The sequence below is a fragment of the Burkholderia sp. IDO3 genome, from assembly GCF_003366075.1.
Taxonomy (GTDB): Bacteria; Pseudomonadota; Gammaproteobacteria; order Burkholderiales; family Burkholderiaceae; genus Burkholderia; species Burkholderia anthina.
The window spans coordinates 272,512-288,873 of record NZ_CP028962.1; the positions used below are offsets into that span (position 1 = coordinate 272,512).

General features: G+C 67.7%; 7 protein-coding genes. 4 read left to right on the top strand and 3 right to left on the bottom strand.

Translation table 11 applies throughout. From position 1 onward, the window contains the following. The first annotated feature begins 351 nt into the window (after nt 1-351). From DCN14_RS01310 to DCN14_RS01325, 4 genes are all read left to right on the top strand, one after another. Complete coding sequence (locus DCN14_RS01310) at nt 352-3,432, top strand: ATP-binding protein (RefSeq protein WP_096500663.1); 3,081 nt, start codon at nt 352-354, stop codon at nt 3,430-3,432. A gap of 121 nt (nt 3,433-3,553) precedes the next feature. Then, the gene (locus DCN14_RS01315) at nt 3,554-3,742 is read left to right on the top strand and encodes a hypothetical protein (protein WP_096500661.1); all 189 of its coding nucleotides are present in this window, start codon (nt 3,554-3,556) and stop codon (nt 3,740-3,742) included. 330 nt (nt 3,743-4,072) lie between these two features. Next, nucleotides 4,073-4,726 carry a response regulator gene (locus tag DCN14_RS01320; RefSeq protein WP_096500659.1) on the top strand — a complete coding sequence of 218 codons (654 nt, stop codon included), beginning with the start codon at nt 4,073-4,075 and terminating at the stop codon, nt 4,724-4,726. Nucleotides 4,727-4,787: 61 nt separating this feature from the next. After that, on the top strand, nt 4,788-7,781 hold the full coding sequence (locus DCN14_RS01325) for a hybrid sensor histidine kinase/response regulator (protein WP_096500657.1): 2,994 nt from the start codon (nt 4,788-4,790) through the stop codon (nt 7,779-7,781). Between the two features lie 126 nt (nt 7,782-7,907). Here the strand turns inward: DCN14_RS01325 and DCN14_RS01330 are convergent, their stop codons facing one another. From DCN14_RS01330 to DCN14_RS01340, 3 genes are all read right to left on the bottom strand, one after another. After that, nucleotides 7,908-10,991 carry a GLUG motif-containing protein gene (locus DCN14_RS01330; protein WP_240327231.1) on the bottom strand — a complete coding sequence of 1,028 codons (3,084 nt, stop codon included), beginning with the start codon at nt 10,989-10,991 and terminating at the stop codon, nt 7,908-7,910. Nucleotides 10,992-11,138: 147 nt separating this feature from the next. Further along, entirely contained in the window at nt 11,139-14,468 is a 3,330-nt protein-coding gene (locus DCN14_RS01335) for a GLUG motif-containing protein (RefSeq protein ID WP_096500655.1), read from the bottom strand. Nucleotides 14,469-14,644: 176 nt separating this feature from the next. Continuing rightward, complete coding sequence (locus DCN14_RS01340; RefSeq protein WP_096501022.1) at nt 14,645-16,213, bottom strand: ShlB/FhaC/HecB family hemolysin secretion/activation protein; 1,569 nt, start codon at nt 16,211-16,213, stop codon at nt 14,645-14,647. Nucleotides 16,214-16,362 lie beyond the last annotated feature (149 nt).

Here is a 16,362-nt window from a genome sequence, read left to right on the forward strand (position 1 = left end):
GATGCCCCGCGCATGTCGAATCGGGTGCCGCCGATGCGCCGCCTCGTTCGCAGACGCATCTTCTGCCGGCGGGAGGGCGTTTCGTGCGCGTCCGCGACCGTGGCGACCGGGCGAAGCGACGTGTCCGGCCGGACAGGTGCCCGACCCCCGATTTCGCCGACAACCTTCGTTCAAGTTCAAAACAATCATTCAAAAAGATCGGACGTGTACTAAAAGGATAATGCACACCTGATTTTCGCAGTGCCGTTTGGCATGATCGGGATATCACTATCCCGAATGTTTTCATCGTGACGGCCGGTCCGGCAGGGAATCCGCCGTATGTCCGCGCTCCGGGCGCCGTCACGCCGAGCCATGTCATACAGCACGCTTCAGTCGATTCGCCGCTACCAGAGCATCTCGATGTTCGGGGGCGGCATCGTCGTCACGATCCTGATCCTGATCGCCTGCGGGCTCGGGATCACGTCGATCGTATACGGCTACCTGGACGGCGAACGGCGCAATTTCCTGAACGGCGTCGAGGAAGCTGCCGACGAGGTGCAGATGGCCGAGACGTCGTTCCGCAACGGCGTCACGAACACGCAACTCATCTGGCGCGAGATCGACCCGGCGCCGGCCGACGTCACGAACGCATTCTTCGCCCACGGCCAGCAGCTCGCGATCAAGCCGTATCCGTCGCTCGTGGTCGGCGTGCCGGGGCAAACCGCACAGCGCGACGAGGTCGCGCGCTATCTCGCGCTGTCGTTCCTGCTGTCGCGCATCTGCGCGGCGAGTTCGATCAATCGCGGGCGTACGCTCGAGGGCTATCACTACAGCACGCGCACGGGGATGTTCGGCTTCGTGCCGCACCTGGCGCGCGACAATCCGGCGCTCGCGTCGACCGATGCGCGCGCGCATGTGCTCGACGCGCTGCGCGTCGATTTCGACGGCCCGCCGCCGGCCGCGAACGACGGGCGGCCGAACGTCCGCTGGTTGCCGCCCTATGTGAATCCCGTCACCGGGCAGGCGCGCATCCGCGTGGCCGCCGAGGCGCGTGCCGACGGCCGGCCGTTCGCGGTGCTGGTCACCGAATACGCACCGGAATACCTGCTGTCGTGGCTGTCCGGGCGTGCGCCGGCCGGCACGTTCTTCATCGCGTCGGCGGACAACCGGCTGATCGCGATCGATCCCGACGTCGAGCGCACGAACGCGCTGACCGAGCACTTGTTGAGTCTGGACGTCGCGCGCGAGGGCCATGCGTCCGGCGAGCCGTTCTTTCGCGACGGCGCGATCGTGTTCGGCAGCAAGCTTTCGGCAACCGGCTGGACGATCGCCTATGCGCTGTCGTGGGCCGACGTCATGGCCGGCATCGGCGTGCAGGCGGGCGCGCTCGCGGGGGCGACGCTCGTCGCGATCGTCGTGATGTGGCTGTTGCTCGTGCGCTTCCACCGGCGCGTGCTCGTGCCGGTCTATGCACGCTCGGCCCGCGTGTTCGACAGCGAGGCGCTGTGTCGCAGCGTGATCGCGATGGCGCCGGTCGGTATCGGTCTCGTGTCGTTGTCCGACCGGCGCGTGATGCTCGCGAGCGATGCGCTGACGCAGATGCTCGTGCCGCACGGCGGCGATCACCACGCGCTGTCCGCACAGGTGCTCGAGAAGTACGACGCGTTCGTCGCGAACGGCGGCGTCGGCCGGGCGATGATGACCGAGTTCACGCTCGATGCACGCGGCGCGGCGCCGCTGCATCTGGAGGTCATCGCGCACAGCGCACGCTACCAGGGCGAAGACGTGCTGATCGCGGCGTTCGCCGACACGAGCACGCAGCGCCGGCTCGTGCATCAGCTCGAGGAGGCGGTGCGCGCGGCCGATTCGGCGAATGCGGCCAAGTCGTCGTTTCTCGCCGCGACGAGCCACGAGATCCGCACGCCGCTGAACGTGATCCTCGGCAATCTCGAACTGCTTGAGCGCACGGCGCTCGCTGCGTCGCAGCACAGCCGCGTGCGGACGCTGCGCGCATCGGCCGAAGGTCTGCTCGCGATCGTCAGCGACATTCTCGATTTCTCGAAGATCGAAGCCGGTGCGATGTCGGTCGAGTCGATCGAGTTCGACGTGATCGCGGTGATCGAGCGCGAGCTCGCGGCATTCGCGCCCGTCGCCCGGGCGAAAGGGCTGCCGCTATTCGCCGATATCGATGCGAGCGGCGAGCAGCGGATGCGCGGCGATCCGACGCGGCTCGCGCAGGTGGTCGGCAACCTGTTGAGCAACGCGATCAAGTTTACGAGCGAAGGGCGCATCGTCGCGCGCGTGGCGGTCGGGCGCAATGCGCGCGGCGTGCTCGAGCTCGCGATCGGCATCGAGGATACGGGCATCGGGATCGACGTCGCGCAGCAGGCCAGGCTGTTCAAGCCGTTCTCGCAGGTTGACGCTTCGATCACGCGGCGCTACGGCGGCACGGGGCTCGGGCTCGCGCTGTGCGATCGGCTGGTCGAGGCGATGGGCGGGACGATTTCGGTCGACAGTACGCCGCGCGTCGGCAGCCTGTTCACCGTACGCTTGCCGTTGCGCATGGGTATTGCGCCGAAATTGCCGGTCGGTGCGCGTGCCGGTGCCGGCAGGACGCTGATCGTCGTGTCGCCGGAGGACGCGTGGCGTACGTTTGCATTTCCGCATCTGCGCGCATGGGGTTTCGACGTCGCGATGCATTCGAACCCGATCGGGATTGCCGCCGGGTGCGTCGCGCGTGCGCACGCGATCGTGCTCTTCGGCGATTCCGATCAATGGCGGCGCGAGGCGCTCGACAGCCTCGGCGGCGCTACGCCGGTCGTGCTGGCTACGCCGGACGGCCCGCTGCAGCCGGACGTCGCGGGCCGCACGATCCGCGTGTCGAGCTATTCGCTGAACGGGCTGCGCACGGCGATCGAGCAGGCGCGCGTCGTGAGCGCCGGACAGCGGCGCCAGCCGGCCGGCGAAGCCGGTGACGCTCGACCCGAAGCGGCTTCCGGTACGCGTGTGCCGCGTGTGCTGGTTGCCGACGATGCGGCCGTCAACGGCTCGATTTTCCGCGAGCAGCTGGATGTGCTCGGCTGCATGGTGCGATGCGTGTCGTCCGGCGGCGCGGCGCTCGACACGCTCGTGACCGGCGAGTGGGACGCGTTGCTGCTCGGTGCCGACCTGCCCGACATGTCGGCCCGCGAACTGGCGGAAGCGGTCCATGCGCGCGCTCTGCCGTGCGACATGATCGTCGTGGCATCGCATCTCGCACCCGACGACGCCAGGCGTTACGCGGCATCGAAGGTGGAATGCGTGCTGACCAAGCCCGTGACGCTGGCGGACCTGCGCCGGAGTGTCGCGCGCATCGCGCGGCGGCGCGGAATCGCGTTTCCCGCGGATGCGGCGGACGAGCGGCCGACGTCGAGAGCGATGGCGGCCGCGGCGGTGCACGGGCCGGGACGATAAAAGAAAAGCGACACCACGGCGGCGTCGATCGTCTGTGTCAAAGCGGGGAAGGCAGACACGCCGCATCGCTCCGGTGTCGCGTGATTTCGACTGAAGAAGGAAGGGTAAGGCCGTGCGCTATATGGGAAAGGTGTTCGGGCTGCTGCTGGGATTCGCGACGTTGCCGGAGAAATCCAGACGGGATTTCCTGACGAAGCTGAACGAATTCATGATGATGTCGCCGTCGCAGAAGCGGCGCGCCATCACCGAGTGGCAGCACGCCACGGATGACGGGCCGGGCGAGCCGGACAAATCCGTGGTCAAGCGTTAGGCAGCGGCTTTCGCCGCTCAGCGGGACCGGGTGGATCGACGGCGTCGGGAGCGCCGCCGATCGGATGTGCGTGGGCGGCGGACCACCGAGGGTTTGTGCCGCAACGCCGTGTCGGGCGCGCCGGCTGGCGCGACGGCAGGTGCGCCGGCGGGCGCAGGCAACCCGGGTTCCACCACCGCGACGCAGAACCTGTCTATCATCTTAAAATTACGCTGCGCACCGCCCGGTTCGCTGAACGCCGCGACGCGACTGTGTTGCGGGATCGATTCGAAGCCTGGCGCGTCGCACAACATGGCACGTCGGGCCGCGTGTATCGGGAGAAGAATAGAGATGGATGAATTTTTTGTGCGGGTGATGGTGGCGGACGATCATCCTTCGTCCGCACTCGGGATGTCGCAGGCGCTCGCGGGCAGCAGCACGATCAAGCTGCTCGGCACTGTCTCGAATTCGACCGACCTCGTGGCGATGCTCGACGAGAAGCAGAGCGATGTGCTCGTCGTCGACTATGTCATGCCCGGCGGCAAGTATGGCGACGGTCTTTCACTGTTGTCGTTTCTCCAGCGGCGCTATCCGGTGCTTCGCCTCGTGACGATCACGATGATCGACAACCCGAGCGTGCTGCTCGCGATCCAGAAGCAGGGCGTCGGGTGCATCCTGAGCAAGTCCGATGCGATTTCGCATCTGGTCGGCGCGGTTCATGCGGCGTTCGTCGGCGCGAATTATCTGTCTCCGTTCGTCAAGCGGCTGCTGGAGGACTGCCGGCCGTCGGCGGGTACCCGTACGCTGACGGCCCGCGAGATCGAGGTCGTGCGGCTTTACGGGGCCGGCCTGACGGTCGGCGAGATCGCCGTCCAGCTTCATCGCAGCAAGCAGACGATCAGTTCGCAGAAGTCGAGCGCGATGAAGAAGCTCGGCATCGTGCGCGATGCAGACCTGATCCGCTATGCGAGCGAGGGCCAACTGCCCGAATTGCCGGAGGCCTGAACCCGGTGAATGGCGCGACGCATGAGGTCGTGCCGGCGCCGGCGCGATTTCGACGATACGTATGCCAACCAAACTGAAAACGCTGATCGCGCATGCTACCGCCGCGGGCCGAAAGCCGTTCGAGCCCGGCCGCGTTCGACGGCAGCAGCAATGGCTGCTGTACGGGAGCGGCGTGGCGATCACCGTGTTCGTGCTCGTTTGTGCGGCACTCGTCGCGCGTCTCGACGTACAGGAATCGGTTGCGCAACACCGTTCGGAATTCCTGGTGCGCAAGGCCGACATGTTGGCGGAAATGGAGGTGATCAAAGCGCTCCAGAACCGTTATACCGAGAACCTGGAACTGATGGCGAAGCATCAGCCGGCCATGCCCCCGGATGCGCTGAAGCGCTTCGACGACGGTCATGGCAGGCTGGACATACTGGGTCGGGCGGGGCGCGTGGCGATTGCCGCTTTCGCGGTCGCTCCGTCGGTGCGGTCGACGGGCGACTACCCGCCGTTTCTCGGCGGGTTTCTTCAGCAAGTCGAGGTGACGGGGAAGATGCCGCCTCGGCAACCGGGCGACCCCGGAATGGGCGGATATCTGGTCGATCCGCACGGAACGTTCGTCATCGTGACCGGATATCCGTTGGTCAGGCAGTCGCGCGCGCTGCCCGCCGGTTTCGACGTGGAAGCGTTGATCCGGAAATTGCAGCCGCCGGCCGATCTGCATCCGGCCTCCGCGACCGCCGACAACCGCACGGTTTTGCTCGAGAGGCGCTACGATCCGCTCGCCGGGCGGTCCGTGCTGCGCTTCGTGCAGGCGATCCGGGACGCGCACGGCAAGCTGGCCGCGTGGTTCATCGTCGTCAGCCGACCGGAGATCGACGCCATCCTCGCGCCGACATCGACCGGCATGGAGTACGCGCTGGTCGATATGCACGCGAATGTGCTGAGCGGACGCCAGTCGGACGCCGCGATGATTGCCCGCGCGGTCGATTATGCGCGGGCTGCAGGCGGCGGGCGCGCGGTCGCGCATCGGGTCGGCACGAGCATCGTGATCGGCGACCGGATGCCGGGGTTCGACGAGGTGCTGACGGCGACGATCACGTGGCGCACCCTGCTTGAAGACATGGCGGTGCGGTTGGGGATCGCGGCCGGTCTCGCGTTGCTCGCCATCGGCACGGTGTGGTGCGCGATCATCGTATTCGACCGGCGCGCGCTACGCCCCGCCAACCGCCGCGCCATCCGGCTGATCGAAAGCGAGGCGCTGAACCGCACGCTGATTCGCACGGCGCCCGCCGGGCTCATGCTGCTGTCGCTGGCCAACGGCGAAATCATGGTGCGCAACGAGGCCGCACAGGCCTATGGCGACACCGGCGCGGCGCCGTCGCTCGGCAAACGCATCTGGCAGGCCTACCACGGCCGTATCGCGGACGGGATGGCACCTCGTGTCGTCACGCACGAGTTGCCGGTCGAGCGCGCCGACGGCGGCACGACCTATCTCGCCGCGCATATCGTCCGCACCCGCTATCGCGGCGTCGACGTGCTGCTCTGTACGCTCACCGACATCACCGCGCGCAAGCAGATGGAAGACAAGCTGCGCGAGGCCCGGGAGGCGGCGGACGATGCGAACAAGGCGAAATCGACGTTCCTTGCGACGATGAGCCACGAGATCCGCACGCCGCTCAACGCGATCGTCGGCAATCTCGAACTGATGGCGCGGGCGGCGTTGCCCGCGGCGGAACAGCGCCGGCTGCAGACGGTCGTGTCGTCGTCGGACGCGCTGCTGCGCGTGATCAACGACGTTCTCGATCTGTCGAAGGTGGAATCCAACCAGATGGTGCTGGAGGCCGTGCCGTTCGACCTGCGTGCGGTGCTGCGCGACGTCGCGGCGATCTTCCGCCCGCTCGCCGACGCGAAGCAACTCGTACTCGAATGCCGGATCGCACCCGAACTCGCCGACGGTTACGTCGGCGACCCGACCCGCCTGCGCCAGATCGTGTCGAATCTCGTCAGCAACGCGATCAAGTTTACCGAACACGGCAGCGTGACGATCGAAGCGCGGCAGCCCGTTGCCGGAGATCGCGCGCACGGCGTCGAAATCGCGGTGCGCGATACCGGTATCGGTATCGCGCCGGAGAGTCTGCCGGCGCTGTTCGACGTGTACGTCCAGACCGATGCGTCGATCTACCGGCGCTTTGGCGGCACGGGGCTCGGGCTGCCGCTGTGCCGGCGCCTCGCGCGATTGATGCACGGCGATCTGACGGTCGAGAGCCGGCCGGGCGCGGGCACGACGCTGGTGGCATCGCTGCCCATGCCCGATGCACCGTCCGCGTGGCGCGTCGCGCTCGACGAGCCGGAGTCCGGGATCCCGGTACCGCCGGCCTGCGATGCCGGCGATGCGCCGCTACGCGTGCTCGTTGCCGAGGATCATCCGGCGAGCCGCGCATTGCTGCGCGATCAGCTCGAGGCGCTGCATTGCAGCGCGACGCTCGTCGCGAACGGGATCGAAGCGATGCGCGCATTCTTTACTCAGCCGTTCGACGTCGTGTTGACCGATCTCGGCATGCCGGAGCTCGACGGTTTCGCGCTCGCGAATTTCCTGCGCGAGCAGGGCGCGAACGTGCCGGTGATCGCGATGACCGCGCATGCGACCGATGAGGACCGGCGCCGCTGCGCGCAGGTCGGGGCGGTGGAGGTCGTGCTCAAGCCGTTGTCGATCGATGCGCTCGACGCGGTATTGCGCCGGCATGGGGGGCGTGGCGCGGAAGCGGGGGAAGCAGGAGTCGGCACGCGGGAGAATGCGCCTGCCGTCACCGATGAAATCCGGCGGACCCTGCGCGAGGCAACGCTGAGCTCGCTCGACGCGCTCGATGCGGCGCTGTCGGGCGGCGACGCAGATGCGATGGCGGCGGAACTGCACTCGATGCGCGGCGGTTTCGCGATGGCCGACAATCCGCGGGCACGGGATGCCTGCGCGGCCATGGAGCATGTGTTGCACGAAGGCGGAGCCGAAGCGTTGAGGGAACGCTGGCCTGCTTTCCGGAACGCGATTGCACGCGAACTGGAGCCCTGAACCCGCGTGTGCGTCGATGCGGCCGGCACGCGCGCCGCACGTGCCGGCCGTGATCCTTCATTTTCGGCCCCCGCGCTTGAAACGAGCGGGGGCCGTCATGCCGAACCCTGCGGGTTCAACGCACCTTTACCAGCTGGCGGGACCGTAGCGCCACTGCCCGTCGATCTTGCCGAAACTCATGCCGACCGTGGCGTACGGCTGGTCCGGGCCGCTGGCCGAGCTGGCTTCGATGTGGCCGCTGTCCGTATTCAGCCCGACCAGGCGCCCCTGGAAAAACGGACCGTAGGTCGGTGCCACGAGGTTCAGGCGGCTGCTCGACGTCGAGGCCCGGATCGTTCCGGCGTTTTCACCGACCAGGCCGCCTAGGTTCGACCGGTCGCCGGCAATCGTGCCGGTGGACGATGCATCGTCGATGAGGGCGCCTTTGTCGTTCAGGCCTGCCAGACCGCCGACGCTCGAGCCGTCGGCCGCTGCACTGCCCGACGCCTGCGCGTGGCGAACGATCGCGTCGTTGCCGCGGTTCGTGCCGACCAGTCCGCCGACACGGCTGCCGTTGCCGGCCGTCACGTCGACCGCGGCTTGCACGGTGTCCAGCACCCCCGAGTTTTGCCCGACGAGCCCGCCGACGTCGCTCGCGTCGCGCGCGTCGACCCTGCCTGCGGCGCGCGCGTTCGACACGGTGCCGTCGTTCGTGCCGACAAGCCCGCCAGCATGGCTGTTGCGACCGGCCGTCACCGTGGCCGTTGCATGCGCGTTGCGGATCGTGCCGCGGTTCGCGCCGGCCAGGCCGCCCACATGGCCGCTCGCGAGGTCGGTCACGTCGCCGGTCGAGCGCACGTCGTCCAGCGTGCCGCGTGCGTTTTCACCGACGAGACCGCCGATCGCCATCGCACCGGCGGCCGTGACCGAACCGGATGCGGACGCGTTTGCGATCGTGCCGCCGTCGCGGTTCTTGCCGACGAGGCCGCCGACATACCCGCCTTTGCCTGCCGTGACCGTGGCGGAGGTCGACGCATCACGAATCGTGCCGTAGTTGATCCCGACGAGGCCGCCGGCGCTCGTGTCGTCGCGACCGGACACGCGTCCGCCGCTCGACGCTCGAACGATCAGACCACCGTTGGTTCCGACGAGTCCGCCGACGCTCTGCACCTCACGGTTGAACTGCGGGTCGAACGGGCTGCCGGGTCGGCCCGACAACGTGACGTCGGCGAAGGCCTCGCTGTCGGCGATCGTGCCGGCGTTGGCGCCGACCAGGCCACCTACGGAGACGGTGTTGTTGCTGCCGGATACCCGCCCGGCGAAGCTCGCGTGTTCGATCGTGCCGAGGTTCCGGCCGACGAGGCCGCCCATCTGGACTGCGTCCCTGCCGTTGTACGAGACACTCATGTTCTTCGCGGTGACGTTGGTGATGCGTCCGCCCAGGTTGTCGCCGACGAGCCCGCCGACGAACGCGGCGCGGCCGGCCGAGGTACCGTCGACGACGAGCGAATCGAGCGTCAGGTTCGCCAGGTGGCCGCTGCTTTGCCCGAACAGGCCGATGTTCGGGCCGGTATTGCTGATCGACAGCCTGCTGATCGTGTTGCCGAGGCCGTCGAACACGCCGTGGAACGCACGATCGCCGCCGATGCTGCGGAAGCTCGCGTTTGCGCCGTCGATCGTGTTGCCGATCACGTAGCGGCCGCCCAGGTTCGCATCGACGTTACGCAGGTCGGCGACTGTGTGCAGCACCGTGTAGTCCTCGCCGTTCGAGCGGAACGATGCGTTGTCGCCGGACAGCGTCACGACGGCATTGCGGTTCGAGAGCGTATGACCGTTCTTCGAATTGAGCTCGAGGTGCGCGTTGCGGCCGGTGAGCTTGACCGCATCGTCGATGCGGATCTTGCCGGCGGCATTGACGTTCAGGCTGGCGTTCGCGCCGGTGGACGACAACGTTTGCGTCAGATCGACGTTGCCGTTTTGCGAAGTCAGCGTGAGCGTACGATCGCTGTTCCAGGCGACGGGGCCGGCGACGGAGAGATCGCCGCGGGTGTTGGCGAGCGCGACGTTGGTGGTACCGAGGTTGTGCGACAGCGTGTCGGCATCGATCGACGCGTCGACCGGATAGAGGCTGTCGGCGTTGTTGTTTGCGACGCCGGCGTTGGCGGCCTCGAGGGTCCAGGTGCCGGCCGTGTCGCCCGCACGCGTGTCGACCGTGGTGCCGCGTGCGACACGAACCTGCTCGCCGCGCGTGACGATGGAGCCGGCTGGTGCGCCGGTTTCGGCCGTGCTCGCGTCGAGCGTGCCGGCGACCTTGACGGTGCCGCCGTCGAGCGTGATCTTGCCGGCGTGGCTGGCGAGCCCCTTCGCCTCGATCGTGCCGGTGTTGTTGACAACGGCGTTCAGCAGGTTGCCCGCTGCGCGCGCGGTCATCAGCACTTCGCCGCCGTCGGCCTTGAGCAGGCCGCCGTTGCTGGCCTGCGCATCGACCGCGCCGCCTTCGACCTGCAGGCTGAGGAGATCGTTGCCGTCGAAGTTGACCTTGAACGTATTGCCGGCGCCGAGCGCGATGCGGCCCATCTTCGCCTGGATCACGCCGTTGTTGGATACGCGCGCGCCGAGCAGCGCGACGCTGCCGCCGTCGTCGGCGGCGATGTGGCCGTCGTTGACGATCGACGCGGTGGAGTTGCCCGAGAAGCGGTAGTTACCTGCGAGGAAGTCCGCGTCGGCGATGTTCTGGGTGGACGCGACGAGGCCGCCGACGTTGATCTGCGCGCCGGAGCCGAACAGCACGCCGTTGGGGTTGACGAGGAAAACCTTGCCGTTGGCGTCGAGCTGGCCGTGAATCTGGCTGCCGTTGTTGCCGATCACGCGGTTCAGCGCGATCGACGTGGTGCCGGGCTGATGGAACGACACGCGCTCGTTGCCGGCGATGCTGAAGTCGTTCCAGTTGGTGATGAGCTTGTCGGTGTGCTGGTTGATGGACATCGACTTGCCGTCGTTTTCGCGAACGATGTCGGCCTTGCCGGCGGCGATGTTCTCGCCGGTGGGCAACGCGAAGGCGGGCAGCGAGGTGAAGCCGAGCAGCGAGAGGGCGGCGGCGACGCGCTTGGCGCTGCCGGGCTTGGTGCGGCGGCGCGCGGTTTCCCCGACGGCGCTCCAGCATCCCTGGGTCTGGTTCCAGATCAATGCGTAGGTCTTGTTCATCGTTTCGTTATCCAGATTGATTTTCATGAGCCGGTCGACCGTGACGACTGGTCGGCCGGAGGGGGCGACCGACGGCCTCGCGGCCGCCGGCGACGAGCGGTCGGACCGCTCGCAACAGGCGACGGAATCCGGCCTGCCGTTCAGGCGGCGGAGCCGGAGCCGTCCGGGTTCACGTCAGGGCTTCACCTGACCGTAGTTCACGCCGACCAGTGCGCCGTAGGATTGGTCGTAGCCCGGCTTCACATCGACGCGGCTGGTGCTCGACGAGCCGTAGACGAAACCGAAATTGCCGCCGACGAGCCCGCCCAGCCGCGCGTACCGGCCGCCGGAGACGGTGCCGCTCGACGACGAGGCCGTGATGATGCCGCCGTTGCTGCCGACGAGGCCGCCGACGTAGCTGGCGTCGCCGCCCTTGGCGGAGCCCGTCGCACGCGACTGGTCGACTGTCCCGGTCATGATGCCGACGAGGCCGCCGACCTTGCCCTGCGCGCCGGCTTCGACGTCGCCCGACGCCGTCGACCGTGCGATGGTCCCGTACTCGTTGCTGCCGACCAGGCCGCCGGCCGACGAGAAGTCGCCGGCCTTCACCGCGCCCGTGGCGCGGGAATCTGCGATCGTCCCGCTGTTACGGCCGGCGAGGCCGCCGGCGTAGCTCGATTGCCCGGCCAGGACCTTGCCGTTCGCGCTCGACGTGCGGATGAGACCCTGGTTGAGCCCCACGAGGCCGCCTGCCGTGCTGTTGTTGCCCGTGGCCACGTCGCCGGATGCGTCGGATGCCTCGATCGTGCCGGCATTCGTGCCCGCAAAGCCGCCGGCCGTGCTGTTGTCGTCGCCGGCTACGTTGCCGCTGGCCAGGGACGTCTCGATGAAGCCGTCGTTCGAGCCTGCGAAGCCGCCGAGCGTCGATTTGCCCGCGGCCCGGACGCTGCCTTGCGCGTTGGACGCATGGATGTGACCCGCAGTGCCATTGCGCCCGGCGAAGCCGCCGGCGACGCTGTCGGCGCCCGCGACGACGTTGCCCGTCGCGGTCGACCCGTCGATGTCGCCGTCGTTGTAGCCGGCGAAGCCGCCGGCCACCGCGTTGCTGCCCGCCGTCACGTTGCCGTTGGCCTGCGACTTCATGATCCGGCCGCTGTTGGTGCCGACGAGCCCGCCGATCGTGCTCGAGGCGGCTGCGAACACGTCGCCGTCGGCCGTGGACGCGTCGATCTGACCCAGGTTCACGCCCGCGAGGCCGCCGGCGACGCTGCGTTCACCGACGCTCACCTTGCCGCTGGCGCGCGAATCCGTGATGGTGGCCAGGTTGAGGCCGACGAGCCCGCCTGCGATGGCGTTGTTGCGCGCAGTCACGCTTGCGGACGACGACGACTGCTTGATGATGCCGTTGCCGTCGTTGAAGCCGACGAGCCCGCCGACCATCGGGCTGGCGCCCGTCGCGTTGATGCGCCCCGCGCTCGACGAGCGCTCGATCAAGCCGGTGTTGTGCCCGACCAGGCCGCCGGTGGGGCCGTCGTGCGCGGCGTTCACCTCGACGTCGGCGTGGCTGTCGCGGATGGTGGCCGTCACCGGCGGCTGGTCCAGCAGCGTCAGGTTTTCACCCACGAGGCCGCCGATCGACTGCGCGTAGCGATCGCCGTCGATGCGGCCGGTGACCTTCGCGTGCTCGATCGTGCCGCCATAGTTGGAGCCGACGAGACCGCCGATGATTGCCGAGCCCGTGGCCGAGACCGTGACGTTGTTGGCCGTCACGTTCGAGATCACGCCCGAGTTGCTGCCGGCGAGCGTGCCGATCGAAGTCAGCCAATACGGCTGACCCGATGCGGTCGTCACGATGTCACGCAGGTTGAGGTTGGCGATGCGGCCGGCGTTGTGCGAGAACAGGCCGACGTTCGACTGGCCCGGGTTGGAGATGCGCAGGCGCTCGATCGTGTTGCCGAGGCCGTCGAATACGCCGTAGAACGATTGGTTGCCGCCGATGCTGCGGAAGCTCGTATTCGCGCCGTCGATCGTGTTGCCGATCACGTAGCGGCCGCCGCGGTTTGCATCGACGTTACGCAGGTCGGCCACGGTATGGAGAACCTTGTAGTCCTCGCCGTTCGAGCGGAACGATGCGTTGTCGCCGGACAGCGTCACGGCAGCGTTGTTGTTCAGCGTATGGCCGTTCTTCGAATTGAGTTCGAGGTGCGCGTTGCGGCCGGTGAGCTTGACTGCATCGTTGATGCGGATCTTGTCGGCGGCGTTGACGTTCAGGCTGGCATTCGCGCCGGTGGCCGACAGCGTTTGCTGCAGGTCGACGTTGCCTTTCTGCGACGTGAGCGTGAGCGCGCGATCGCTGTTCCACGCGACCGGGCCGCCGACCGTCAGGTTGCCTTGCGTGTTGGTCAGCGCTACGTCGGTGGTGCCGAGGTTGCGCGACAGCGTGTCGGCGCCGATCGAACGATCGCCGTTGACGCCAGCGTTGGCGGCTTCGATGGTCCAGGTGCCGGCGGTGTTGCCCGCGCGTGTGTCGACGCGGGTGTCGGCCGCGACGTCGACGCGCTCGCCGCGCGTGAGGACCGAACCGCCCGATGCGTCGGCGTCGGCCGCGCTCGCGTCGAGCGTGCCGGCGACCTTGACGGTGCCGCCATCGAGCGTGATCTTGCCGGCGTGGTTGGCGAGGCCCTTTGCCTCGATGGTGCCGGTGTTGTTGACGACGGCGTTCAGCAGGTTGCCCGCTGCGCGCGCGGTCATCAGCACTTCGCCGCCGTCGGCCTTGAGCAGGCCGCCGTTGCTGGCCTGTGCATCGACCGCGCCGCCTTCGACCTGCAGGCTCAGCAGGTCGTTGCCGTCGAAGTTGACCTTGAACGTATTGCCTGCGCCGAGCGCGATGCGGCCCATCTTCGCCTGGATCACGCCGTTGTTGGACACGCGCGCGCCGAGCAGCGCGACGCTGCCGCCGTCGGCGGCAGCGATGTGGCCGTCGTTGACGATAGACGCGGTGGAGTTGCCCGAGAAGCGGTAGTTCCCTGCGAGGAAGTCCGCGTCAGCGATGTTCTGGGTGGACGCGACGAGGCCGCCGACGTTGATCTGCGCGCCGGAGCCGAACAGCACGCCGTTCGGGTTGACGAGGAAGACTTTGCCGTTGGCGTCGAGCTGGCCATGAATCTGGCTGCCGTTGTTGCCGACCACGCGGTTCAGCGCGATCGACGTGGTGCCGGGCTGATGGAACGACACGCGCTCGTTGCCGGCGATGTTGAAGTCGTTCCAGTTGGTGATGAGCTTGTCGGTGTGCTGGTTGACGAGCATCGACTTGCCGTCGTTCTCGCGGATGATGTCGGCCTTGCCGGCGGAGATGTTCTCGCCGGTGGGCAGCGCGAAGGCGGGCAGCGAGGTGAGGCCGAGCAGCGAGAGGGTGGCGGCGATGCGCTTGGCGCTGCCGGGCTTGGCACGCCGGCGCGCGGTTTCCCCGACGGCGCTCCAGCATCCCTGGGTCTGGTTCCAGATCAATGCGTAGGTCTTGTTCATGAAGTTATGTTCCTCTGGAAAAATACAGGGTGGCTGCTTCGTATTGATACGTATACCTAACAAAGCGGAGAAATCGGAAAGGTGTACCAGGTACGCATCCCGATGATGCGGGCGGCTAAGTCTCCCGCGTTACTTGCGGCCCCACCCTGTATGGCGGGCCGCATGTCGAGCGCCGCTCAGAAATACTGGGCGGCCTGAAACCAGACGCTCGGCGAGCGCGTGGCCGACGCGACCGGATCGGCGTAACCGATCGGCAGCGCGGCGGTGACGCTGACCTGATGACGCGTGCCGAACCAGTTCGCCCCGATGCCGAGCGACGACAATTGCGCGGTGTTGCGCTCGCGCGACCATCGCTGCTTGCTGAGCTGGATGCGTCCCGTGTCGGCGAATGCGCTCAGTTGCCAGCCGGGCGCGACGAGATAGCGCAGTTCGGCCGTGGCCTGCCAACCCTGATCGCCGCTGCCGGCGCCGAGCGCGAATGCCCGCACGCCGTACGGGCCGCCGAGGCTGAATTTTTCCGACGAGTCGAGATTGCGCGACGACAGTTGTGCGCTGAACTGTGTGTAGAGCTGGAATCGCGAGCCGAGCGCTTGGAGTCGCAGCGCACTGACATTCAGTTTCGCGAACCGGCCTTGGGTATGGACGTAGTAGTCCATGTCGAGCGGATCGTTGCCGCTCAGATGGCCGATGCCGAGCGTGGCGGAGAACCCGTTCCTGCCGCCTCCGCCGAAGGTGTCCTGCTGGTTGCCGCTCACGCCGAACGACCACAGATCGACGGTCTTGTCGTTGACCACGTCGAACGCGCCGTACACGTCGCGCAGGTGCTTGTTTTCGTAGACGATCTGCGCGTCGAGGCTCGTGCGCCTGCTGCGCAGCAGCGGCTGCGTGACGAATGCGGAGCGAACGTCGGCACCGCCGTGGTAGCGCAGATCCTTGAGGCTGCCGCCGATCCGGTAGTCCATGTCGGAATACGCGACACCGACGCGGGTCGACGCGGGGCCGACGGGCAGTTGATACGACGCGCGGTAATAGCGCTGATTCGTGTTGCTCGTCAGTCCGCGCAGCGAGAAGCGGTCGCCGACGCGCAGCGGTGCATTGACGTCGACGCTGCCGGTCGCGCGGTAGCGGCCCGTCAGCGGATCGCCGAAGTTGTCGAGTTCGATCGAGCCGGTGGCGAAGCGGCTGCGTCCGGCATCGATCACGAGATCGGTCGTGCCGGGTTCGGCGCCGGGCCGCAACATGCCCTTCGCATCGACGCCGGGCACCTCGTTCAACAGCATGAGGCTGCGCTCGAGACGGTTGCCGTGCGCGATCTCGCCGGGCTGCAGCGACGCAAGCGGCTGCCGCAGCGCGCGGTCCAGCACGCGCGTGCGGTTGTGCAATTCGATCTGTCCGTAGCGGCCTTCGACGACGGCGATACGCACGACACCGTGTTCGATGTCCTGGCGGGGAAGATACGCACGGGCAAGAACGTAGCCGTGTTCGCGGTAGTACGTCGTGATCCGGCTGGCGGCCTGTTGCAGATCGCCGAAGCTCAGTTCGCGGCCGACCAGATCGCCGAGCAGCGGGGCGAGCCGCGCGGCGGGAATGGCAGCATTGTCTTCGATGGAGAATGCGTTGACCGTGACGCGCGGGCCGGCTTCATCGTTCGCGGCGGGTTCGGGTTCGGGTTCGGCGGGCGCGAGATCGATCTTCGGCTCGGTGGCGGCAGGCAGCGACGGTCGCACGGTCTCGATGTCGCGCATCGATTGTCCGGCGCCGGGTATGGGCTGGGCATGGACCAGGCCGGGAAAGAGCAGCGCCGCGGCGAAGCGCCAGGGACGCCACGTGTGGGCGCCGGCGTGCGGGTCGCGACGCGTGCGCGACATGGCGAGGTTTGCCGGCTGACGCACTG

Coding starts and splice junctions, on each gene's coding strand:
- DCN14_RS01310 (WP_096500663.1), top strand. CDS start 352: ATGTCATACAGCACGCTTCAGTCGATTCGCCGCTACCAGAGCATCTCG.
- DCN14_RS01315 (WP_096500661.1), top strand. CDS start 3,554: ATGGGAAAGGTGTTCGGGCTGCTGCTGGGATTCGCGACGTTGCCGGAG.
- DCN14_RS01320 (WP_096500659.1), top strand. CDS start 4,073: ATGGATGAATTTTTTGTGCGGGTGATGGTGGCGGACGATCATCCTTCG.
- DCN14_RS01325 (WP_096500657.1), top strand. CDS start 4,788: ATGCCAACCAAACTGAAAACGCTGATCGCGCATGCTACCGCCGCGGGC.
- DCN14_RS01330 (WP_240327231.1), bottom strand. CDS start 10,991: ATGAAAATCAATCTGGATAACGAAACGATGAACAAGACCTACGCATTG.
- DCN14_RS01335 (WP_096500655.1), bottom strand. CDS start 14,468: ATGAACAAGACCTACGCATTGATCTGGAACCAGACCCAGGGATGCTGG.
- DCN14_RS01340 (WP_096501022.1), bottom strand. CDS start 16,213: ATGCGCGACATCGAGACCGTGCGACCGTCGCTGCCTGCCGCCACCGAG.